The organism is Bacillus sp. FSL K6-2861, assembly GCF_038630725.1.
Classification (GTDB): domain Bacteria; phylum Bacillota; class Bacilli; order Bacillales; family Bacillaceae; genus Bacillus; species Bacillus velezensis.
On record NZ_CP152037.1, the window covers coordinates 4100245 to 4121449 of the forward strand.

General features: G+C 47.2%; 20 protein-coding genes. 2 read left to right on the forward strand and 18 right to left on the reverse strand.

Going from position 1 to position 21205, the window contains the following annotated elements:
- Positions 1-66 precede the first annotated feature (66 nt).
- Together NYE62_RS20330 and NYE62_RS20335 are read right to left on the reverse strand one after the other, a co-directional pair.
- Entirely contained in the window at positions 67-1251 is a 1185-nt protein-coding gene (locus tag NYE62_RS20330) for a hypothetical protein (protein ID WP_342497162.1), read from the reverse strand.
- A 10-nt stretch (positions 1252-1261) separates the two neighbouring features.
- Positions 1262-2011: a YiiX/YebB-like N1pC/P60 family cysteine hydrolase gene (locus tag NYE62_RS20335; RefSeq protein ID WP_015418599.1), complete on the reverse strand. Its 750-nt coding sequence runs from the start codon at positions 2009-2011 to the stop codon at positions 1262-1264.
- A 182-nt stretch (positions 2012-2193) separates the two neighbouring features.
- On the opposite strand from NYE62_RS20335, the gene NYE62_RS20340 reads away from it, so the two are divergent.
- Positions 2194-3174: an aldo/keto reductase gene (locus NYE62_RS20340; RefSeq protein ID WP_326244016.1), complete on the forward strand. Its 981-nt coding sequence runs from the start codon at positions 2194-2196 to the stop codon at positions 3172-3174.
- Positions 3175-3204: 30 nt separating this feature from the next.
- Here NYE62_RS20340 and NYE62_RS20345 read toward each other — a convergent pair whose 3' ends face one another.
- The 8 genes from NYE62_RS20345 to NYE62_RS20380 form a co-directional block, all read right to left on the reverse strand.
- Entirely contained in the window at positions 3205-3678 is a 474-nt protein-coding gene (locus NYE62_RS20345) for a GNAT family N-acetyltransferase (protein WP_064108023.1), read from the reverse strand.
- Positions 3679-3725: 47 nt separating this feature from the next.
- Positions 3726-3860, reverse strand: coding sequence for a hypothetical protein (locus tag NYE62_RS20350; RefSeq protein ID WP_007407881.1), 135 nt, complete (start codon positions 3858-3860; stop codon positions 3726-3728).
- The gene (locus tag NYE62_RS20355) at positions 3847-4962 is read right to left on the reverse strand and encodes an aspartate phosphatase (RefSeq protein WP_342497163.1); all 1116 of its coding nucleotides are present in this window, start codon (positions 4960-4962) and stop codon (positions 3847-3849) included. Before NYE62_RS20355 ends, NYE62_RS20350 begins: the two co-directional genes overlap by 14 nt.
- 130 nt (positions 4963-5092) lie before the next feature.
- On the reverse strand, positions 5093-5983 hold the full coding sequence (gene rocF, locus NYE62_RS20360) for an arginase (RefSeq protein ID WP_007407883.1): 891 nt from the start codon (positions 5981-5983) through the stop codon (positions 5093-5095).
- A gap of 73 nt (positions 5984-6056) precedes the next feature.
- Positions 6057-7457, reverse strand: coding sequence for an amino acid permease (locus NYE62_RS20365; RefSeq protein ID WP_020958097.1), 1401 nt, complete (start codon positions 7455-7457; stop codon positions 6057-6059).
- A 223-nt stretch (positions 7458-7680) separates the two neighbouring features.
- Positions 7681-8886, reverse strand: coding sequence for an ornithine--oxo-acid transaminase (locus NYE62_RS20370; protein WP_025650081.1), 1206 nt, complete (start codon positions 8884-8886; stop codon positions 7681-7683).
- Between the two features lie 229 nt (positions 8887-9115).
- Positions 9116-9751, reverse strand: coding sequence for an SdpI family protein (locus tag NYE62_RS20375; RefSeq protein WP_015418604.1), 636 nt, complete (start codon positions 9749-9751; stop codon positions 9116-9118).
- A complete protein-coding gene (locus NYE62_RS20380; RefSeq protein WP_015240946.1) occupies positions 9748-10035 on the reverse strand; it encodes an autorepressor SdpR family transcription factor in 288 nt (95 codons plus the stop codon). The genes NYE62_RS20375 and NYE62_RS20380 overlap by 4 nt, the downstream gene beginning before the upstream one ends.
- Before the next feature lie 204 nt (positions 10036-10239).
- On the opposite strand from NYE62_RS20380, the gene NYE62_RS20385 reads away from it, so the two are divergent.
- Positions 10240-11625 (forward strand): sigma-54-dependent Fis family transcriptional regulator, encoded by a 1386-nt coding sequence (locus NYE62_RS20385; RefSeq protein ID WP_342497487.1) that lies wholly within the window; start codon positions 10240-10242, stop codon positions 11623-11625.
- Positions 11626-11666: 41 nt separating this feature from the next.
- Here the strand turns inward: NYE62_RS20385 and NYE62_RS20390 are convergent, their stop codons facing one another.
- From NYE62_RS20390 to NYE62_RS20425, 8 genes are all read right to left on the reverse strand, one after another.
- Positions 11667-12386: a cupin-like domain-containing protein gene (locus tag NYE62_RS20390; protein WP_007407887.1), complete on the reverse strand. Its 720-nt coding sequence runs from the start codon at positions 12384-12386 to the stop codon at positions 11667-11669.
- A 13-nt stretch (positions 12387-12399) separates the two neighbouring features.
- Positions 12400-14025, reverse strand: coding sequence for an ATP-binding cassette domain-containing protein (locus tag NYE62_RS20395; RefSeq protein ID WP_020954386.1), 1626 nt, complete (start codon positions 14023-14025; stop codon positions 12400-12402).
- A 27-nt stretch (positions 14026-14052) separates the two neighbouring features.
- On the reverse strand, positions 14053-15243 hold the full coding sequence (locus NYE62_RS20400; protein WP_014306161.1) for an MFS transporter: 1191 nt from the start codon (positions 15241-15243) through the stop codon (positions 14053-14055).
- 18 nt (positions 15244-15261) lie between these two features.
- Positions 15262-16584 carry an ABC transporter substrate-binding protein gene (locus NYE62_RS20405; protein ID WP_108725210.1) on the reverse strand — a complete coding sequence of 441 codons (1323 nt, stop codon included), beginning with the start codon at positions 16582-16584 and terminating at the stop codon, positions 15262-15264.
- Positions 16581-17588, reverse strand: coding sequence for a ThiF family adenylyltransferase (locus tag NYE62_RS20410; protein ID WP_342497164.1), 1008 nt, complete (start codon positions 17586-17588; stop codon positions 16581-16583). Before NYE62_RS20410 ends, NYE62_RS20405 begins: the two co-directional genes overlap by 4 nt.
- Before the next feature lie 231 nt (positions 17589-17819).
- Positions 17820-19238 carry an ATP-binding protein gene (locus tag NYE62_RS20415; protein ID WP_342497165.1) on the reverse strand — a complete coding sequence of 473 codons (1419 nt, stop codon included), beginning with the start codon at positions 19236-19238 and terminating at the stop codon, positions 17820-17822.
- Positions 19235-19444, reverse strand: a complete 210-nt coding sequence (locus NYE62_RS20420; protein ID WP_342497166.1) for a winged helix-turn-helix domain-containing protein — start codon at positions 19442-19444, stop codon at positions 19235-19237. Before NYE62_RS20420 ends, NYE62_RS20415 begins: the two co-directional genes overlap by 4 nt.
- Positions 19445-19947: 503 nt before the next feature.
- Entirely contained in the window at positions 19948-21144 is a 1197-nt protein-coding gene (locus NYE62_RS20425; RefSeq protein ID WP_007614967.1) for a S1C family serine protease, read from the reverse strand.
- Between the last annotated feature and the right edge of the window lie 61 nt (positions 21145-21205).

Consider the following 21205-nt stretch of genomic DNA (forward strand, 5'->3'; position numbering starts at 1 on the left):
TGAAACGAGTACAAGTAAACCAATAAAAGGTTTTTTTGTTTATATAATCCAAAGTTTGTGTTTTCATTATGATGACTGCTTTTCCTTCTCAAACCCATCCATCACCTGCACATCATACAGCTTGAGATGGCTTTTCGGCGTCACGATATCTTTCAGACCCGGGATGGTCAGGCCGTTCAGTTTTTTGCCCGTTTTCAGGTCGAAGGATTCGATTTTGGCGGGCTTTTTGTAGCTGTACGTAAACAGATACAGCTTTCCGTTTTGATGGGTCAGCTCCTTGAAGTCGGCTTTCATTCGTGATGCGGGGAGCTTGAAGGCTTTTTTGCTTTTTCCGGTCTCAGAGTTGATACGGTACACGTTTCCGAAGCCGTCAACGAAATAGAAGCTGCGCCGCTCCATGAAAAAGCTTTTTTTGAAGCTGAACGGCATGGAGTCATAGATCGTCTGTTCGTCATTATTATAAGCGGCGATGTCATACGTTTTGATGGCGCCGCTGTTTTTCATGACTTTCACCATTTGATAGATGTGATCTGCTTTTTCCCCTCTGGTGACAAAGCAGACGGCGCTGTCGTCCGCGGCGAGCTGGGATTCGACAGACGTGCCTTCTTTATACGTCCACGTCGCGATTGATGTTGTATGGAGCTTTTCTTTATCAGCCTGAATGTCTTGGATGTGATAGCCTTTTTCGTCATCTGTCGGCGTGAGTGCGAAAAGATGATCTTTAAAAAAGCCTGAAGCGCGGATATAGTGCGGGATGACGTCTTGCTTCCACTTGCCGTCAATCTGGCGGTACAGCTCTGAGCGATAGCTGCCGCCGCTCTTGTCGTAGCCCGAATTATACAGCGTGTAAAAGCCTTTCGCCCGTTCGATATATCCCGCGCTGTCTCCCGTATGCTGGTACGCTCTTTTATATGTGTGAAGGCCGTCCTGAACGGTATAGATTCCTTTTTTGTCCTCCAGCAGCACGCTGCCGTCATGCACTTTGGCCGATCCGAGCTCAAGCCCCTTCATGTGATAAGAAGAGAGCCGTCCTTTGTCATCGGCGAAGAGGGCGTAGCTTTTTCCGCCGCCGAACGTGTCTTGGTCAGCCGCCGTGGAGAAATACAGCAGCGCCTCTTTATCTTTCAGAAAATCAGGGTCATTTAATGTGTCTCTCGCAACCTCCGCAGGATCTTCCGTGCGGAAATAGAAGAAGCATAAGACCGCTGCGGCGGCGATGATCACTAAGGGTATCCAAATGATTTTTTTCACGTTGTTCTCCTTAGTGAATGGTCAGAATCGTGGTTGTGTAGGACGAGCTTGTGATGTCGCGCGGGTATACGCCTAAGCCGCCATTAGAGTCGATATCAATCCCGGCTTTTAAGAGGAATGCCGACCACAGCAGTTTTGAGCAGTTTTTGGCGCCTTCATGGCCCGTATTTCTGTTATTGACGAAGTTGAAGGAGTACTCATCACCGACTCTTGATACAGCCCAGTCAGCGGCGGCTTGTTTTTGGGCATCGGTAACTTTCACGGTCTGAACGATTGAATTGTCTTCGACTTCTCTGCCGTTATAAGCAATCTGGCGGACGCCGTCTCCCGGCACGGATTCAACAATTTTATCAGCGGATGAATACATGCCGACATGCCCGTGGTTGTAATAAGCCGTGTATGAGTTCGTGTAATAAATATTGCCTTTTGTGCTTTTCGGAAGTTTTTTGGTTCCTGACGATCCGCCCATCGCAGAGAGCCCTTCTTTGGAAGCGGTTACATTTCCCTGCACCTTGTCTGCCGTGATTTCTTGATGAAACTGCTTGAGAATTGCTTCTGTTGAAACGTGCTTCTGTTTGGCAAGCTCTTTGGCGGATTGGAGAACGTCTTGAGGAGTCGTGCCCTGCTGAAGGTCTGCGATTTCTTTTGCGTAGCGGGCTGCTTCTGTTTCTTTCGCTTTTACATTCAAACCGGAGAACGACAGAACCATGGTGAATGACAGGGCAAACGGGAGGATGGCTTTGAACAGCTTTTTACACATATTACTTCGCCTCTTTTCTTTGAGTATAATTTTTCCACATTTGTATTATATGACGGAATTGCGATAAAAAAATAGATAATTTACAGATTTTTAAAAATTTTATAACAATATGTAAATCATATGCATAAAACATTTTCAAATATCAGGAAATCCGGTTATCATACAAGAAAGGGGGAGGACATATGAAGGACAGAACGATCGGTTCGATGCGGGTTTCCGCAATGGGGTTAGGGTGCATGGGCATGTCGGAATACTACGGCAGCCAGAGTGAGGAAGAGTCGATTTCCACACTGCATCATGCCGTTCATCTCGGCGTGAATTTGTTTGATACGGCTGATCAATATGGATTGGGTGCAAATGAAGAGCTTGTCGGCAGAGCACTCGCCCCATTCAGAAAGGAGCTTTACCTCGCGACGAAATTCGGTTATGTCCGAAGCGAAAAGGGTGAGTTTATCGAAATTAACGGACGGCCCGATTATGTGAAAAAAGCGTGTGATGCCAGTCTGAAACGTCTCGGGACGGATTATATCGACCTTTACTATCTGCACCGGGTTGATCCGCGGGTGCCGATTGAAGAAACTGTCGGCGCCATGAAGGAGCTGATAGACGAAGGAAAGGTGAGGTATATCGGATTGTCAGAGGCTTCCGCAGAAACGATCAGGCGCGCCGTCCGCATTCACCCGATTGCCGCGCTTCAATCGGAATATTCTTTATGGAGCAGGGAAGCAGAGGAGCATGTGCTGCCCGCCTGCCGTGAGCTCGGCATTTCATTTGTGCCTTACAGTCCGCTCGGCAGAGGTTTTCTTTCCGGAAAGATGACGTCGACCGAGCAGCTGGATGCCGATGATTACAGAAGAAGAACGCCGAGATTCCAGGGAGACAATTTGGCGGTGAATATAGGGCTCGTCCAAAAACTTAACGCCATTGCCCGGGAAATGAATATCACTGCGCCTCAGCTTGCGCTCGCATGGGTTCTTGCAAACGGCGATGACCTTATTCCGATTCCGGGTACAAAAAAGAAACACTACTTGGAAGAGAACCTCGCCGCTCTCGACATTGTGCTTCCCGAGGATGTGAAGGCGCGGTTGGATGAGATGTTTCCGATCGGCACGGCGGCCGGCGAGCGTTATCCGGAACACATGATGACATTGTTAGATGAATAACAAAAGAGGCCCCATCGTGCGGGCCTCTTTTCATGACAGCTTTTTGCTCATGATGACATCCGTCTCCAGAAATCCGGTCTTCTCATACAGCTTCCGCGCCGTTTCGTTATGAGCGAACACATGGAGAGAAATCTTGCGGACACCCAGGTCTTTGGCTTTGTCCTCCAGCCTTGCGAGCGCCTCTTTCGCATAGCCTTTGCCGCGGAAAGGCGGATGAAGGCCGAAATCATAAATAAATGCGTCCTGCTGCGGGTGGTCCGGATCGGCGTGCAGCCACAGCCAGCCGGCATTTTCCTTTCCGTCCAATGTCAGCGTCCATAAATAGTGATCGGCCGTCTCCAAGCCGTCAGGAAGCAGGTCTTCAAACGCCAGCTCCGCTAATTCCGGCGCTTCGTCAGGCAGCCACGTTCCCGCTTTTACCTTTTCTTCAGCGTAATGCTTGGTTGAATGAGCGAGATAGGACTGAAATTCTTGTCCTGTCATCGGCCGCAGCGTGATAGCCATTGAATCACTCCTTACAAAACACGGACTGAAAGCGGGATCATGCAGTATTATCCGAAGGCTCCGTTTTCCGCCGGTTTTATGATTTGTTCGGCTTGTGCCGTTGAACCAGTTTGCGCAAATAATCCAATCGAAATGAGACTTGCCAAGGCTGCTGAGAGTACAATGAATTTACATGTTTTCATTACGAATCCCCTCCGTTAATCTCAAAATTTGGTCATTGGCATCAATTGATTCTTGAAAATACTTCGCCGCCAGTTTGTAATTCTCCTGTTTTTTAAAATGCGCAGCGGCCTGATACGACAAGTCGGAAACGTCACTCCACAGCTCTTTCCTTCTTAACTCGGCGAAAGCTGATTCAAGCGCTTCTTCATTGCGGTCAATAAAGACATGCTGTAAGATGCGCAGCTTTTGGGTGTATACGGGCTCGTTTTTTTCTTCAGCGGCATTCAGCGCTTTATGCAGCCAAAACCGGCCCTCATCCGCCTGTTCCTGTTTCAATAACACTCTGGCCAGCATGTACAGACTCCGCACCGAATACGCTGATTGCAAATGCTCCTTTTGATCGAGAGCCGTTTCAAACTCGATCCGCGCCTCCTCAAGCTTTTCCTGTCTTTCATAGCAAATGCCTGCGTTAAAGTGGGCGAGCGCCTTAATATGCGGATCACCCGCTTTGGCGGCTTGATGAACCGCCGTCTGCAGGAGCTCTTCGGCTTTCTGATAGTGAAACAAGTCCATTCTGTTACAGCCGATCACCATTAAACACTGTGCTTCTCTGACCGCGTACATTTCATTGGCTTTGTAGATCTCCAACGCTTTTTCCGCGTGGTTCATCGCAAAGTAGTTTTGGCGGATTTCATAGTAGGCAATCGCCACTTGATAATTAAACTCGGCTCTTTCAATCTCATTCGGTATGTGCCGGAGCCTGCTTTCAGCAATCCGGTAAAAATTAATGGCATTCATAAACCGTTTACGGTAAAACTCATGCATTCCGGAAAAGAAATAATAATAGTATTGAATCATCTGGTCTGTTTTTTCTTTATCGGCGTTCAGCTGGATCGTTTTTAAAATGCCGTCTGTTTTCTCATACTCTTCCATTAAAAGCTTATAGCGGGAATCAATTAAATTAAAATAAAGGAGCACCGTTTGATTTTGTGTCATATTTTGCAGATCCGTAAGCAGTTGTTCTCTTAACTCCTCAGCCGATTCGGTGTTGTGCTTTTTGATTTCCTCATACCAGTCACTGATTTTTTTCGCAACTGTTTCGTGGGCCATCACCTCAGCCATCTGTCAGGACACCTCCATTTCCCATTTTGTGTAATAAATATATCATATTTACAGGTTCAAAAAGAGGGTGGCAGCCCGCTAGTTTCCTCGTGGCAACAAAAAAACCTCCGCAGGTGCGGAGGCGCATATTTTATAATAGTTTTTTTCCTAACAAAGATTCCACCAGCTCGACCGCTGTTTTGCCGGTTTTGTTTTTGTGATCGAGGATCGGGTTGACTTCGACAAATTCAGCTGAAGTGATGATGTCGGCATCATACAGCATCTCCATTGCCAAATGGCTTTCACGGTAGCTGATGCCGCCGACAACAGGTGTGCCTACGCCGGGTGCGTCGCTCGGATCAAGGCCGTCGAGGTCAAGGCTGAGGTGAACGCCGTCACAGTCTGACAAGTAGTCAATGGTTTCTTCAATGACCTTTGTCATGCCGAGGCGGTCAATCTCATGCATCGTATAGACCTTCATGCCTGTTTCCTTAATGTATTCACGCTCGCCTTCATCAAGCGATCTCGCGCCGATGATGACGACGTTCTCCGGCTTGATTTTCGGGGCATACCCGCCCAGGTTCACCAGCGTGTCGTGCCCGACTCCGAGGCTGACGGCCAGCGGCATTCCGTGAATATTGCCTGACGGCGATGTTTCCAGCGTGTTTAAGTCGCCGTGCGCGTCGTACCAGATGACGCCGAGCTGTTTATAGTGCTTTGCCGTTCCTGTCAGCGTTCCGATCGCGATGCTGTGATCGCCGCCCAAGACGAGAGGGAACCGCTCATTCTCAATGACGCTGTCCACCTTTTGGGCAAGCTGCTCGTTCCCCGAAAGCACGGAGTTCAGATTTTTCAGCTCTTCATCATTTTTGAGTTTTTCACGATTGACGGGGATGTCGCCTAAGTCTTCCACCGCATACCCCATGTCAGATAACCGTTCAATGAGATGCGCGTAGCGGATGGCGCTCGGGCCCATGTCCACTCCGCGTCGTGCTTGTCCTAAATCCATCGGCATTCCAATAACTGAGATATTCTTGTTCATCCGTTTTTCCACCTCAACATGTTGTATGTTGTCCTGTGCGGGTTTCTCAAAGATGACTTGGACACGAAAAGATTTAAAGCTCTATCTGTTTTTCTGACTGCTTATGCTTTTTTACATACAGATGATAGACGATAACGCACACCGCCATGAACGGGATGCCGCAATAAAGGGCGAGCCGCTGTTCTGAATCAAATGCGAGGCTGATCAGAACAACCGTGTTTAACGTCAGCCCGATAATAGGCAGCACCGGGTACAGCGGTGTTTTAAACTTCAGGTCTTCCACTTTGCCGCCTTCGCGGATGTATTTCCGTCTGAACATCAGCTGTGACAGGGAAATCGTAATCCAGCCGACCTGCGCGCTTAGTCCGGCTAATGATAAGAGAAACATATAAACGGTTTCCGGCGCTGCCACTTTAGACAGCAGTGACAGGCAGGCGACGGCCAGCGTCACGATCAGAGCGTTCATCGGCACGCCGCGTTTATTTATTTTGCCGAGCGATTTAAAGGCTTGTCCTTCGTTCGCCATAGCATATAAGATACGCGTCGATGCAAACAGGCCTGAGTTGGCCACTGAGAGCAGCGCAATTAAGATAACAAAGTTCATAATATCGGCGGCATATGGAATACCGATTTGTTCAAACACCACGACAAACGGGCTTTCGACCACTCCTGCCTGCCTCCACGGAATCATCCCGGCAATGACGATGATGGAGAGAACGAAAAAGACAAGCGTTCTCCATACCGTCTGCCGGATAGAGCGCGGAATCGTTTTCTCGGGATTTTCACTTTCTCCCGCGGCAACCCCGATCAGCTCCGTTCCCTGGAACGCGAAGTTTACGGTAATCATCGTAATAAGCATAGCCTTAATGCCGTTCGGAAACAATCCATCCTCATAAAAATGAGAGAAGAAAGGAGCCTGCTCGCCGTGTTTCATGTCAATCAGGCCGAACATGGCGGCGCCGCCCAAAATAATAAACAGCAGAATGACTAAAATTTTAATACCGGAAAACCAAAATTCCGACTCAGCGAACGCTTTTGTGGTAATAGCGTTCAAAAGAAACATCAGTCCGACAAACACGAGGCACCACACCCATACGGGAACATGCGGAAACCAGCGGAGCATCAATTGTCCCGCAGATAAAAACTCAATGGCGCATGTCACCGCCCAGCCGAGCCAGTACAGCCAGCCGAATGCGAAACCGAAAGCGGGGCTGATGAATTTGGTTGCGTACGTCTGAAACGACCCTGATACGGGAAGGGCAACCGCAAGCTCGCCTAAGCAGAGCATTGTCAAAAACATTATAAAACCGCCGACCAGATAAGACAGAACCGCGCCCAGCGGTCCCGCCTGGTTAATTGTAAATCCGGTACTCAGGAAAAACCCGGTGCCGATCACTCCGCCCAAAGAAATCATAAACAAATGGCGTGATTTCATTGTGCGCTGAAGCTGATTCTCTTTTTGATTTGTATTCACTATTCTGCACCCCTTCAGCAACTTGTATTGGAACCAAGCCGGTGCTTTGAAACCGATTTGCTGTCCAAAGAGCCTCTATTTGTATATGAATGTTATATGAAATTCATTTTCGTACATAAAGATACATTATACTAAAATACTGTCGCCGCGCAAATAGAGTGTGCTGAATTTTTTATTTGTAAATTCCATACAAGCCGAGGGAAAGCATTGCCGCATCAAGGTTTTACGCGTTTTGAAGCACGTTTGTGATCTTTTGGACCGCCCAGTCCAAGTCTTCCTTGGAAATCATTAACGGCGGTGCAAAACGGATCACAGTATCATGTGTTTCTTTGCATAAAAGCCCTTCGCCTTTCAGCTTTTCACAGTACGGGCGGGCCGCTTCTGTCAGTTCAACGCCGATAAACAGGCCGCGTCCGCGCACGTCTTTTATGATCGGGTTATCGATTTTCTCAAGCTCTTCTTTAAAATAACGGCCAAGCTGAAGGGAACGCTCTGCCAGCCCTTCTTCCTCAAGGACTTCAAGAGATGCGAGCGATACCGCGCAAGCGAGCGGGTTTCCGCCGAATGTCGAGCCGTGGGAACCCGGGTTAAACACGCCGAGAATGTCACGGTTCGCCGCGATGCACGAAATCGGGAAGACGCCCCCGCCGAGCGCTTTGCCTAAGATGAACATATCCGGTACGATATTTTCCCAGTCAACCGCGAATGTTTTCCCTGTGCGGCCGAGTCCCGTCTGAATTTCATCAGCGATCAGAAGCACATTTTCTTCCTTACAAATGGCGGCCGCTTCTTGTAAAAATCCTTCCGGCGGGATGACGATGCCCGCTTCTCCCTGAATCGGTTCGAATAAGAAAGCGGCTGTGTTCGGCGTAATCGCCCGGCGCAGCGCTTCTGCGTCTCCGTATGGAATTAATTTTATACCCGGAAGCATAGGTCCGAAACCGCGTTTATACTCATCTTCTGAAGAAAGGGATACCGCAAGCATCGTTCTGCCGTGGAAGTTGCCGATACACGCAATGATTTCCGCCTGATTATCCGCTACCCCTTTGACCTCATATGCCCAGCGTCTCGCCGCTTTGACAGCGGATTCAACGGCTTCCGCCCCCGTATTCATCGGCAGAATCATATCTTTTCCGGTCAGCTTGGCTGTTTTCTCATAAAACGGACCGAGCTGATCATTGTGGAACGCGCGTGACGTCAGAGTGATTTTATCCGCCTGATCCTTCAGCGCCTGAATGATCTTCGGATGTCTGTGCCCCTGGTTCACCGCAGAATAAGCACTCAGCATATCCATATATTGATTACCTTCAGGGTCTTTTACCCAAACACCCTGCGCTTCGGAAATAACAATCGGCAGAGGATGATAGTTGTTCGCGCCGTAATGTGAAGTTTGGCTGATAATTTCTTGAGATTTTGTGAAAGCTGACATAATCTGATTCCCCCTTGTTTTGTAATCATTCAACATTAGATCTTGCTTTCCCTTTTTATAAAGCAAGTTCCGTGCCAATCCGAAAAAACGGGATGTTTCGCCAGCATTCTTTCTTTTCCCGCAAAATTTTCCGGCAGTTTGCGTGCAATCTTCAGCCAAGCGCAAAATTTTTTTGCGTTTCCCGCTGACAAAATAGGAGCAATCCAATTAGATTGCTCCTACTCAACAGTTATTTATTCAATTGTCTCTGATATACAATGTAAGAATATAGTAAAGATAATATGATACAGCCGATTGCAGCCATGAAAATGACTGACACTCTATACACCGGCGGCAAAAAAGCTGCAAGCATCATGAGCATGCCCGCTAAGACAAAAAGTTTCGAACTAACCCTGTGTGTATCCTTCCAAACTCTTTCACTGCTCAGCGTCCAAGGTGTTCTTATCCCTAAAAAGAAATTAGGCTTAACGATCTGAATGAAGTTTCCAAACACCATGAAAATGACTCCCACTATAAAGTTTCCTAAATAAGATATAGGGAGATCATATCCCAGGCCGGTCAAGATGGTAATCAGATTAATGACAAACAGAACCGCAAACATTGTATTAAAGATAGCCATATATGGCCGGATAAACGTTTTGTAGTTATTTTTAGGATCAATCTTAGGGATGATAACCATTAAAATATATAGAATAATCATGATGCCAATAAGCATCATCATCGCATTAGCTTTCGTTTGGTAATCATTTGCACTTCCGTTTAATCCCCAGTGTGTCGCCAAATTGTCCGGTAAAGATGAATATGTGCAAACCCATGTGAAAACAGTTAAAACTATGATTCCTGCCGAAAAGAGATATTTTTTCATGATTCCCCGCCTTTCTTATTATCATGTTCTGAATCAGTCAGAGAAAAGAACCAGCCTATAAGATCCTGTAATACAGTGGTATTTAATGAATACATAATAAATTGGCCTTTCCTCTCATCGTGAACCAAATCAGTATTTTTCAATATGGTAAGGTGATGAGAAATACTGGGTTTTGACATGTCGAAGTGTTCCGCAATTTCTCCAGCCGTCATGTCTTGTTTCTTTAATAAATCCAAAATTCGTCTCCTTGTAGGATCGGCCAGTGCTTTAAAAGCTTTATTCAAAAACTTTCCCCCTCTCATACATACATGATTTAGATATTTAAGTATATATCTAAATATCGACCATTTCCTTAAAAAAGTCAATGGTTTTATTACCTCAATTTCCATTTACTTTTAAACATCGTCCAAGCGCAAAATTTTTTTGCGTTTCCCGTTCGATTTATTTTAAAATAATGAATGTTAAGACGATTGAGAGGGGGAATTGACCTGCACACACCCAGCGAATTTTACACACTCGTGTTACAAAGCATTCTGGAAGAGATTGATGTCGGGCTGCATGTGGTCGACGAAAAAGGCAGCACCGTCATTTACAATAAGAAAATGATGCAGATTGAAGATATGGATGAACGGGACGTCCTGCATAAAAACCTGACTGATGTATTTATGTTTTCCAATCAGCAGGACAGCACGCTCGTTCAGGCCCTTCAAGAAGGCAAAACGATTAAAAACGTGAAGCAAAGCTATTTCAATAACAAAGGCCAGGAAATCACGACGATCAACCACACCTTCCCGATTGTGCAAAACGGCGAGATCAAGGGAGCCGTGGAAATCGCCAAGGACGTCACCAAGCTCGAACGGCTGATCAGGGAGAACATGCACAGGAAAGAACAGAACAGCTACACGTTTGACAGTATTCTCGGCAACAGCCCGGTCATTCGGGAAGTCATCGAAAACGCGAAACGGGCAACCCGCACATCATCATCGGTGCTTTTGGCCGGCGAGACGGGAACGGGCAAGGAACTGTTCGCCCAAAGCATTCACAACGGCAGCCAGCGCTCAGGCGCCCCGTTCATCTCGCAAAACTGCGCCGCCCTGCCGGATAGCCTGGTCGAAAGTATTTTATTCGGCACGAAAAAAGGCGCCTTTACCGGAGCCATCGACCAGCCCGGCTTATTTGAGCAGGCGCAGGGAGGCACCCTGCTCCTTGATGAGATCAACTCGCTCAATCTCAGCCTGCAGGCAAAACTGCTCCGCGCCCTTCAGGAAAAGAAAATCAGGCGCATCGGATCAGCGCAGGACAAACCGATTGACGTCCGCATCATCGCCACGATGAATGAAGACCCGATCACCGCCATTTCGGAAGAGCGGCTGCGCAAAGATTTATACTACCGCTTAAGCGTTGTCACACTGATCATTCCCCCGCTCCGGGAGCGCAAGGAGGACATTCTGCCACTGGCCGAAGTCTTTATCCAGAAAAACAATCACCTGTTCCAAATGCATGTCGATTCGATCAGTGACGATGTGCAGCGATTCTTCTTGGAATATGACTGGCCGGGCAACATTCGCGAGCTTGAACATATGATTGAAGGCGCCATGAACTTTATGACGGATGAAACGACGATTACGGCGGCCCACCTGCCTTATCAATACCGCATGAAAATCAAACCGGCTGACACGGAAAGCAAAGCCGCCGCAAGCACCCAGCCCGGCACCGATTTAAAAGACAAAATGGAAAACTTCGAAAAATACATGATCGAAAAGATCCTGAGAAAACACGGCAATAACATATCCAAAACGGCAAACGAGCTCGGAATCAGCAGACAGAGCCTGCAATACCGCCTGAAAAAATTCGGTCTGGACCGGATGAAATGAATCCATACAAAAAAAGGCTGAGTTGCTCCTCAGCCTTTCGTTTATATCTGATTGGCAAGCCGCTCTCCGGTAAACCAAAAGTTCTCACTCACTGCCAATGTATGTTCCGTATTCTCGACTTGATGCCACCAATGGCGCGGCGCGTAAATGATTTCTCCCGCCTTTTGTCTGAAGCGGATCGGAGACGCCTTTTGCACCAGCGGTTTTTGCTCAATGTCTTTTTCATCAAAGACATTGATATTTCCTTCGTACAAATACGGAGAGTCGTCCGGATGATAGAAGATCCATTCCTTCTCCCCGAAAATGACGCCGTTCCACGCGTGCGTGTTGTTAAAATCCTGATGCAGCGGTGTGCCTGTCTGCTTAGAACCGAGAAAGAACCATTTCCAGTCCCGTCCCGTTTCTTCATCCGCTCTCAATGTGTCTTTTGTAAAATACTCGGGTGCGGAATAGACAAGGTCTAAGTCATTTTGGTTCAGCTGCGTAAAATTCCAGTCACAGTACCATTTGTCATCATTCTGATCAATGTACTCGATATAGTTGGAAAGCTTTACTTGTTTAAAGGTTTTGACCCCTTCGATATCTGATTTCCGGATGGTGACCATTCTGTCCCCATAGTGTTCATCAATGTATTCAAGCGTCCACGGCCTGCATTCCCAGTGATCCATTGCCCCCGTCAAAATAAAAGGTTTCTTATCAGCATACTCGCTTACAAAAAGATCGTACGATAACTCATTGATTGTCAGTCTGTCAATGGTCATATCCATTCCCCTTTTATTCGGCAATCTGCCGTTTTTTTTGTTTGGCGTAACTGTATGGACCTGAAAAGATGGTGACGTTTTGATTCTCAAGCCAGAAAATCTTGTTGAACTTCTCCAGCAGGTTTCTGTCGTGAGAAACGCAGATGATGGTGCCTTGAAACTGCATCAGGCTGTTTTCGAGAATTTCCTGAGATTCAATATCCAAGTGGTTGGTCGGCTCATCCAGGATCAGGACATTCAGCTTTTTTTCCATTAAGATGGACAGCTTCAGCCTGATTCTCTCACCGCCCGACAGGACGGAAAGTTTTTTAAAGACCGACGACCCGTAAAATCCGTACTTGGCCAGCATATTCCGGGCCATGCCCTCTTCAGTCAGCAGATTTTCTTTAAAAAATTGCAGAATCGTCTGACTCGAATCTCCTACATGGCTCTTTTGATCAATGTAGCCTATCTTAAGATTTTCTCCCACTTTAATGGTGCCGTCCGACAGTTCTCTTTCCCCGATGATGCAGCGGATCAGCGTTGTTTTGCCGACGCCGTTTCTGCCGACGATGCCGATTCTGTCTTTATGCTTTATTCGCAGATTCACATTTTGATATAAAAGGGAAGATCCGTTGGTCACCTTTCCGTTTTCAATGAACACAATATCTTTTGAACCGGCGCCCGCTTCCTGAAATGCGTTTTTTAATTTTTGCTCCGTCCGGACCGGCTTATTGATCAGCTCGATCCTTTTCAGCGCCTTTTCCATATTATTCGCGCGTCTGTGCAGGCCGACAGACGGCGGATTTGAGCGATTGGCCCAATCTCTCAGCTGGGCGATGGATTCCTTCATCTTCTGTATTTTTCTCTGCTGTTCTTCATATTTCTCAAACTGGGCGATGATGAATTCTTCCCGCTTTTTCAAGTATTCGCTGAATCCGTAAGGCCAAATCTTCACCTCGGTATCGTCAATCTCAAGCACCTTCATCGCCGTTTGGTCGGCAAACGTTTTATCGTGGGTCGTAAACAGAATGGTTTTGTTCGATTTTTTAATAAACCCTTCAAGCCACTCAATCGCATGGACATCCAAATGGTTGGTCGGCTCGTCCAGCAGTATAACGTCGTCGTTGCGGATTAAAATTTCGGCAAGGCCGGCTTTTGTTTTTTCGCCGCCGCTCAGCTTTGAAAACGGCTGATCCTTTAATTCGCTGAGGCTGAGCCCGTTGCATACCTCGTCAATCATCGCATGCATCTGGTAGCCGTTGTTCCGCTCAAATGTTTCCGTGTATTGACTGTATTTTTCCAATAAAGCAGTCAGCTCGTCATCACTCATCGGTTCCGAAAGCTTCAGCTCAATGGCCTTCATTTCATTCTGGATCGCCGCGAGAGCTTCAAACGATTTTTCCAGATATTGATACAACGTCAGATCCTCATTGGGATCAGCGATCTGCTTCAGCAAACCGACCTTCGCCCCTTTGTTGATCGCAATCGTTCCTTCATCTGCCTCAAGCTCTCCGGAAAGCACCCTGAACAGCGTGCTTTTGCCGGAACCGTTCGGCCCGGCCACAAGCACTTTTTCGCCTTCATTGATGAAAAAAGAAACTTGTTTGAAAATGGTATCTCCCGCTAAATTTACCGTAAGATTATGAATATTCAGCAACTCACATCATCCCTTTGTCATTCTGGTTCAAAGCTCGACTTTATTCTGGATGGCGACGCTCGCTTTCAGTTTGTAAAAGCTGAGCATCATAAACAGCGACAATAAGATGGATAATACCCCGATTGCGGTCAGCAGCAAAGCTGAATCAAAATAGTCCGTTAAGAATCCGATAAACGGAAAGGCAATGAACATGAAGAGCGAGGTCATCAAACTGATAATGGACAGCAGCGTGGCTCTCGTTCTGGACGGAATCTCATTATTCACCACCTGACTGGATACGGGTTCTATCACATCATAGAGCGCGTTAATGACGACAAAAGCTGCAATCGTCACGTACAGACTGCCCGAAGGTATAAACAGGTAGGCCGCCCCGATGATGCAGAATGTCAGCAGAAGCACGCGCCTCGGCGTGAATTTTTCCGCCGGCTTGGAAGAAAAGATGGAGCACAGCGCCTGCAAGATGGACAGTCCCGCAAAAATAATGGATATATTGCGCACGGACAGCCCTTCCTGACTTAACAGATCTTGTCCGTACATATAAAAAACCGAGGTAATCGCAAAGAAAACGGAGAGTGACAGCACCAGATATTTAAAGGCTTTGTTCAGCCTGAAGAAATCTTTGACTTCTTTTAAGATGTCACCGACCGTCTGCGTTTCGTGTTCACTGTTTTCAAATTTAATTTCCGTCAGCTGTGTAATGACCGCCATTGCAATCAGCTGAGTGACAATCCCGGCGATAAACACATACGACCATGATATTTCCTGCAAGTAGCCGCCGATGCCCATGGCGATCGCAAGACCGAGTATGACAAGTCCGTTATAGTTTCCGATGGATTTGCCGTACCATTTTTCTTTCCCTTGTTCTTTCAGTGAATCAAACAAAAAGGCGTGATCCGTTCCTGATATAAACGTCAGCCCGATACCGTATATAATATGGGCGATGAAGAGGGCGATGAAGTTATGAAAGCTCAGGAACATCACCAAATAGACAATGACCATAAAATGGCCGAGCAAGAGCGATTTTTTTCTCCCGATTCTGTCCGAGATGACGCCGCTCGGCACTTCCGCCAGAAACATCGCCAAATTCAGGACCGATTGCAGGATGCCCACTAGAAACAATGAATAATTCATGCTTGTTAAATATAAAATCCAAATTCCCCGTTCGAAAAAGAAGTTTCCGAAAAAACCGGAGAAGTAAAGCAAATTTCGATTCCGCAAATGAATACCCCTTTCCAGCTATCTGCATTTAACATCATGAACAGAAAGGAGCCCGTCAGTCTTTACACTAAAACCCTCTATACATGGATCTTGCAGATACAGACTTTTCCCAAAACAAATTGGGCAATAATGAGTTGTATTCTCGAATAACCCAAAAAGTTCCTTCTTTTTTTCAGATCCTACGGCATCAATGATCGTTTTTTTCTTCCCTGGATCGCTGATGTCGCGGATGAAATATTTGATATAGCTCAGCTCATGCATGTAAGCCGGCAGGAACAAATGGAGCTCAATATCAAACCGGCTTTTATCCATATGGTAATAATCATTGAAATGACTGACGCGGGAGACGGACACGTCCGCTCCGGCCCGTCGAAACAAATCAGCCAGCCTTTCAATGATCTCTCCGTTGGGATAATAATCGGCATAAACGATTCGGATCGGTTCTTCTCTTGTCAAAAGGGGCGGATCTTTCTGCGGTGTCCTCCCGCTTTCCCATATACCGATCAGTGAATCAGTCGGTGTGATGATATGCCCCAAATCCCCGGCCAGCTTTTGTTTATCAAAATAATGCTGAATGAAAGTTCTCAGCATGTCGTCCTTTACCTTGAAGGTAAATAACATCGGCAAATGATTTTCTTTAAAATCAGCATACTGCCGATACCTCATGTTTGAATGATGAAACTGGGTGTGGCAGGTCACGTCCGTTTGATTCGCTTCGTACAGCCCGATGCTCTTTTCCAGATCATCATTCAAAATAAATTGGATGGTCTGAACCGTGCGGTGATCCGCGGGCGTCATTTTATATTGCGGATTCCGCTCAAATTCCAGCCCCTTCTCAAACGTGCGCTTGAATCGGTACGGGCCGTTTTCCGGCACATCGCCCCCGGCGGTCCCAGGAATCAGAAAGCTGCTCTGCAAAACGGCTTCTATTTCATCAGACGGCTCGTCCAAGGTGACTTCAAAGCGTTTTTCGCCCGTTACGTTCACCCCGAGCTGATCGGAAGAGACGAGGCCTTTTACATACGGAACGGCCTGTTTTATGTTCAGGAAACTGCCGAGATGGGGGCTTTGATTTTCTTTCGTCAGATGATAGATGATCGTTTGAATCACACCCTCGGCGTCACCTAAATAGTCCGGGTGAATGTCCACCTGACAGGTGCGGGGATCTTTGCGGATGATCCGGCAGTTATAGCCGTCCTGCAGGCTTTCATACATAATGCTGCAAATCATCTTGCTTGTGTAATCCTGCGTATCTAATGGGTTCAAGCGTATCGGGCTTGTGTCGATTTCTATTTTCAGAGGGTCGCCCGGTTTTCTCGCCGTACGATGCATCGTCTTCATAAAGCGCTTTCCTTTTGAGAAAGCTTCGTTTCTGTAATATGAAGGCCGTCAAAGTCCAGGCCGATGCGGGTATTCAGGGATTTCGGGCTTCCGCCTGCAAGGTATGTGATAATGTCATGAGACATAAACGAGGATATAATACCGTTTGTCGCTCCTAAGGAACCTTTGATCGGTTCATCGGGGTAACAGTTCAGAAGTCCGGCCGGCATGTTTTTTTCATAGGGGACGCCGGATTGATAGGATTCAGGCGTGAGCAGAGGCCCCCATTGGCCGCTGAAGCTGCCGACACCCCCGGTCATAAATGCAATATTCCGCTCCTTACAATACCGGTAAACCCATTCAGAAATGTTATGGGGTTTGTCAGCGGCATTTATGACGATATCAATTTCGTACGGATCTAACACACGCAGGTCCTGCGGCTGTGTAATTTCCTTATGGTAAAGTGCTGCGTCCGCATGGGGATTGATACCCGCAATATAATCTCTGCATTCTGAGATCTTTAATTTGCCTACAGAAGATTTATTATAGACGAATTGTCTGTTCAGGTTATGTACTGATACGGCATCGAAATCAATGAGAATAAAATGCTGCATGCCCGCCGCCAAAAGGTTTTGAAGAATGATCGTTCCGACGCCCCCCAGACCCACGATCGCTGCCCTGCTGCCGTCTAATCTCTTTTGGATCAGATTGGGGTTTTGGTTGTATTTCTCAAAATGGTACAGCTGCTTTTCAGTGATGCGGCCTTCACGGCCGTTTTGCCATGGCTCTATTAAAGCATCCAATTTCATTAAAGCATCGAAAAACTGGTTTCCCGCTTCCTCTCCCAGAAGATCAGATAGCTCTTGTTTTTCACAGCCGATGATCAGCCGTTCAACCGCCTCTTTGATCTCACTCGTATGCGCAAGCTTAATCGCCTTTCGATATTGAATGATAATATGCGCCGTGTAGGTCAGCACCTGCACGCTGTCTTTAAACTTCCAGCGCTTACAGTCCGTTGACATCATGACATACCCCCTGAAAGATAATAACTCCCCAATGAGGGGAGTCACGGCTTTACTAGCAGCGATGCACCAAGCTTGCTGTTTCTGTATCAAGATCAAGTTCTTCAATCTTCATCAGTACACACCCCCTTTACCAATAACTAGATATTATCACCAATATTGGAAAAGGACAAGTTATTTTTTGAAAATTTAGAATTTACATATAAATTGTGATATTTCTTCCTGCTTCCCGGTTTATCCCGGCAGCCGGATGATGAACACGGAGCCTTTTCCCTGCTCACTTTTCACTTCAATTGTTCCGTTGTGACTGTCGATAATGGTTTTTGTAATGGCAAGACCCAGCCCCGCGCCGCCGGATTGACGGGATCGGGAGGTTTCCGCCCTGTAAAACCGGTCAAACAAATGAGGCACATGCTCCGGAGCGATTCCCGTTCCGTTATCCGCAATCATAAGCATGATTCCTCCGTCTTTCTGCAGGGAGACGGTGATGACACCCGTGTCTTCATCCGTATGCTGCACCGCATTGTAAAAGAGGTTGAGAATGGCCTGCTTCATTTTGTCTTTGTCAAAAACGGCTTCTATCTTTTGATCGACAAAGAACTCGAGCTTCCGGTTTCTCGCGAGCAGCTTCAGCTGAGCCTCCATTTCCAAAATGACGTCTCCCAATGCGCCTTTTTTCATTTCAAAGCTCGGCACCCGGTCAATCTGCGCGAGAAACAGAAGATCCTCTATCAGCTTATTCGCCCTGGCGGATTCCGCGTACATGCTTTGAAGCGCTTTTTCTTTCTGCTCCGGCTTCTCCGCCGCTCCGCACATTAAAATTTCGATACAGCCGTGAATGGAGGTAAGCGGCGTTCTCAGCTCATGTGATGCGTCTGATACAAACTGCCGGATTCGTTCCTTCTCTTCTTTTTCCGCCTGAAAAGAGGTTTCAATCCGTTCCAGCATCTGATTGATGGAGATACCCAATGACTCAATTTCGGCCTGCTTCCTATCGATCGGCAGCCGTTTATCGAGACTGCCGGCATGAATGTCACCCATCATACGCACAATGCGGGACAGCGGCTTAAGTGTGAGCCGGATCACCGGCAAAAAAACAAACAGGCCGATGACCAAAGCCGCAAAGGAAAGCACCGCGAAAATGCTGATCTGGCGGAAAAGCGAATCATTCAGAGGCTGGGTCAGCGTGCTCATCTGCACAACTCCCGCCTGCCTTCCGTCAACGGAAATCGCCTGAAACACGACGATGATTTCCTCACCCGCCTTATTGTGAGCCACCTGATAGTGAAGCGCCATGGTGTCTGTCAGCGCATCCCGGTACACTTTTTTCGGGAAAGAAGGAGCGGCCCCCGCGTGCGGGTCTTCTGATAAAACAGACATCTTGTATGATTGATTGATAAAAGCAACCGTCACACCGGGGTAAATCAAATTCGGATGAGCCGGTGTTTCGGAACGGGCAAGGGTTTTGATTGACCTCCAAACGCTTTGATCCATTGAATTGATATCACTCTGAATGCTGATCGCCTGATTTTCATACATCGTCCGTGTCATACACATGTACTGAGTGCCGCCGATGAAACATAACAGCAAAGCCAAAATCGCCAGTGACCTGAACAGGAGCTGGAACCGCAGGGTTCTGTACAGCCGTTTCATGCAAAATCCACCCTGTACTCGGCGCCCCGAACCGTGCGAATCACCTTGTGTTCTTTATCCTTCAGCTTTTCGCGCAAAGAACGGATGTACACCTCGACGATATTGTCTTCCCCGAGGACCGTTCCGTAATAAAGCCCCATCGTTAAAGAATCAATGAGTGCAGACTCGCCGTCTGCACTCAGCTTGATGCCTTTCAACTTTTCCATGATGCAGTCTCTCCTTAGATGTATCAGCCTGTGTTTATTTTTTTCGCTTCCCCTTCTATTATTCGCTTTTATCTGAAACAAAACGGAATCTAGCTGAATTGGTGAAAGTAAACGCTGAAAACGGAGCAATCTGCAAACAACAAATAAGCTGCCGGCAGTTTCATCTGTTGCTTCAACTCAGCAGCACCAGTTCTAGGTTCACGTCTCCTTTTTCTACATATACCCATTTTTAACTGAACGTGTTGTGACCCGCGTTCAGTTCTTTTTTATGTTTTCTGAAAAAAGGCATAAAAAAAGCGCCCTGAAAAAGGACGTTTAATATAACATGTTTCATGTTCTTAAATTCTGCATTCTAAAATAATTCTTCCTTCACATTCACCTTCAATTTCATTCAATACGATGATCACATCAGCCGTTTTCATGTGTTTCACCTCCCGTTTTCATAATAGTATAATATTAACAAATAAATCAATAAAAAACAGCCCGGATGTCCGGGCTGTTTTTTATTTCTGTAATCGATCCGCTTCTGTCAGTTTGACTTCCGCTGTTTTTTTCTTTCCCGAACGGTAGAACGTGATGTTCACACGGTCGCCGATCTTTTTGCGATACAGGCGCTCACGGAGATCAACAACGTCATTGACCTTATGTCCGTCGAACCCGGTAATCACGTCGAGCTTTTTCAAACCCGCTTTTCCGGCCGGTGAAAACGCGTCGACACCCATAATGACCGCCCCGGTTTTAACGCCTTTCGGAAGTTTCAGCGTCTGGCTCCAATGGTAGCTCGCAATATCCGTTAAGGATTTCATCTCAATACCGAGGAAAGGCCGTCTGACTTCTCCGTATTTTTCTAAATCCTGAATAACGGGAATGACAAGCTTTGACGGGATGGACAGGCCGATGCCTTCAACGGCGGATTCAGCGATCTTCATTGAGTTGATGCCGACCACCTTGCCCGATATATCCATCAAAGCGCCGCCGCTGTTGCCGGGGTTAATCGCGGCATCGGTCTGCAGCACTTCCGCATTCCAATCCGGCTGTCCGTCGCCGTTTGAGTCAACGGGCACCGCCCTTTCCGTGCCTGAAATGATCCCCTGTGTCACTGATCCCGCAAATTCAAGCCCGAGCGGATTTCCGATCGCAATGACCGGTTCTCCGACTTTGACCTGATCAGAATTGCCGAACTGGGCGGCCGATTTGATTTTATCAGACTTCACCTTCAGTACGGCGAGATCCATCAAACGGTCGCTCCCGATTAGTTCAGCAGGCACGCGTGAGCCATCCTTCAGGCTGATCTCAATCTCAGTCGCACCTTCAATGACATGGTGATTGGTTACGATATAAGAAGTGTTTCCGTTCTTTTTGTAAATGACGCCCGACCCGCTTCCCGCTTCGCCGCCCTCTCCCCAAATATCGGTCTTTTGGATATTGAGAACGCCGACTACCGAATCTGATACACGGCTGACCATATTCGTGACAGCGTCATTGACATTTACGTTGACTGTTTTCACCTGTTCGCTGCCGAGACGCTGGCTGGTGCTTTTGCTGCTTTCTCCATGGTCTCCGCCTGTCCAGTACGGCAGCAGGAAAGCCATGAGCGCGGCCCCGACGATGACGCCGATCAGACTTGATAGAAAGTACCCTCTCTTGCTGCGGCGGGGCTGTTCGGAGGCGTACTGTTCATCATCGCGATTATAATCCACCCTATCTCAAATCCTTTCAAGAGTACTCGATTTGCTTATAGTGTGGGTCAGATCGCGGATT

Bases quoted from the DNA above. Each gene is read 5' to 3' on its own strand.
- NYE62_RS20420 (WP_342497166.1), bottom strand. From the start codon at position 19,444: ATGGAAAAGTTGAAAGGCATCAAGCTGAGTGCAGACGGCGAGTCTGCA.
- NYE62_RS20415 (WP_342497165.1), bottom strand. From the start codon at position 19,238: ATGAAACGGCTGTACAGAACCCTGCGGTTCCAGCTCCTGTTCAGGTCA.
- NYE62_RS20350 (WP_007407881.1), bottom strand. From the start codon at position 3,860: ATGAAAACATGTAAATTCATTGTACTCTCAGCAGCCTTGGCAAGTCTC.
- NYE62_RS20345 (WP_064108023.1), bottom strand. From the start codon at position 3,678: ATGGCTATCACGCTGCGGCCGATGACAGGACAAGAATTTCAGTCCTAT.
- NYE62_RS20390 (WP_007407887.1), bottom strand. From the start codon at position 12,386: ATGACCATTGACAGACTGACAATCAATGAGTTATCGTACGATCTTTTT.
- NYE62_RS20355 (WP_342497163.1), bottom strand. From the start codon at position 4,962: ATGGCTGAGGTGATGGCCCACGAAACAGTTGCGAAAAAAATCAGTGAC.
- NYE62_RS20410 (WP_342497164.1), bottom strand. From the start codon at position 17,588: ATGATGTCAACGGACTGTAAGCGCTGGAAGTTTAAAGACAGCGTGCAG.
- NYE62_RS20340 (WP_326244016.1), top strand. From the start codon at position 2,194: ATGAAGGACAGAACGATCGGTTCGATGCGGGTTTCCGCAATGGGGTTA.
- NYE62_RS20370 (WP_025650081.1), bottom strand. From the start codon at position 8,886: ATGTCAGCTTTCACAAAATCTCAAGAAATTATCAGCCAAACTTCACAT.
- NYE62_RS20375 (WP_015418604.1), bottom strand. From the start codon at position 9,751: ATGAAAAAATATCTCTTTTCGGCAGGAATCATAGTTTTAACTGTTTTC.
- NYE62_RS20335 (WP_015418599.1), bottom strand. From the start codon at position 2,011: ATGTGTAAAAAGCTGTTCAAAGCCATCCTCCCGTTTGCCCTGTCATTC.
- NYE62_RS20405 (WP_108725210.1), bottom strand. From the start codon at position 16,584: ATGAAGACGATGCATCGTACGGCGAGAAAACCGGGCGACCCTCTGAAA.
- rocF (WP_007407883.1), bottom strand. From the start codon at position 5,983: ATGAACAAGAATATCTCAGTTATTGGAATGCCGATGGATTTAGGACAA.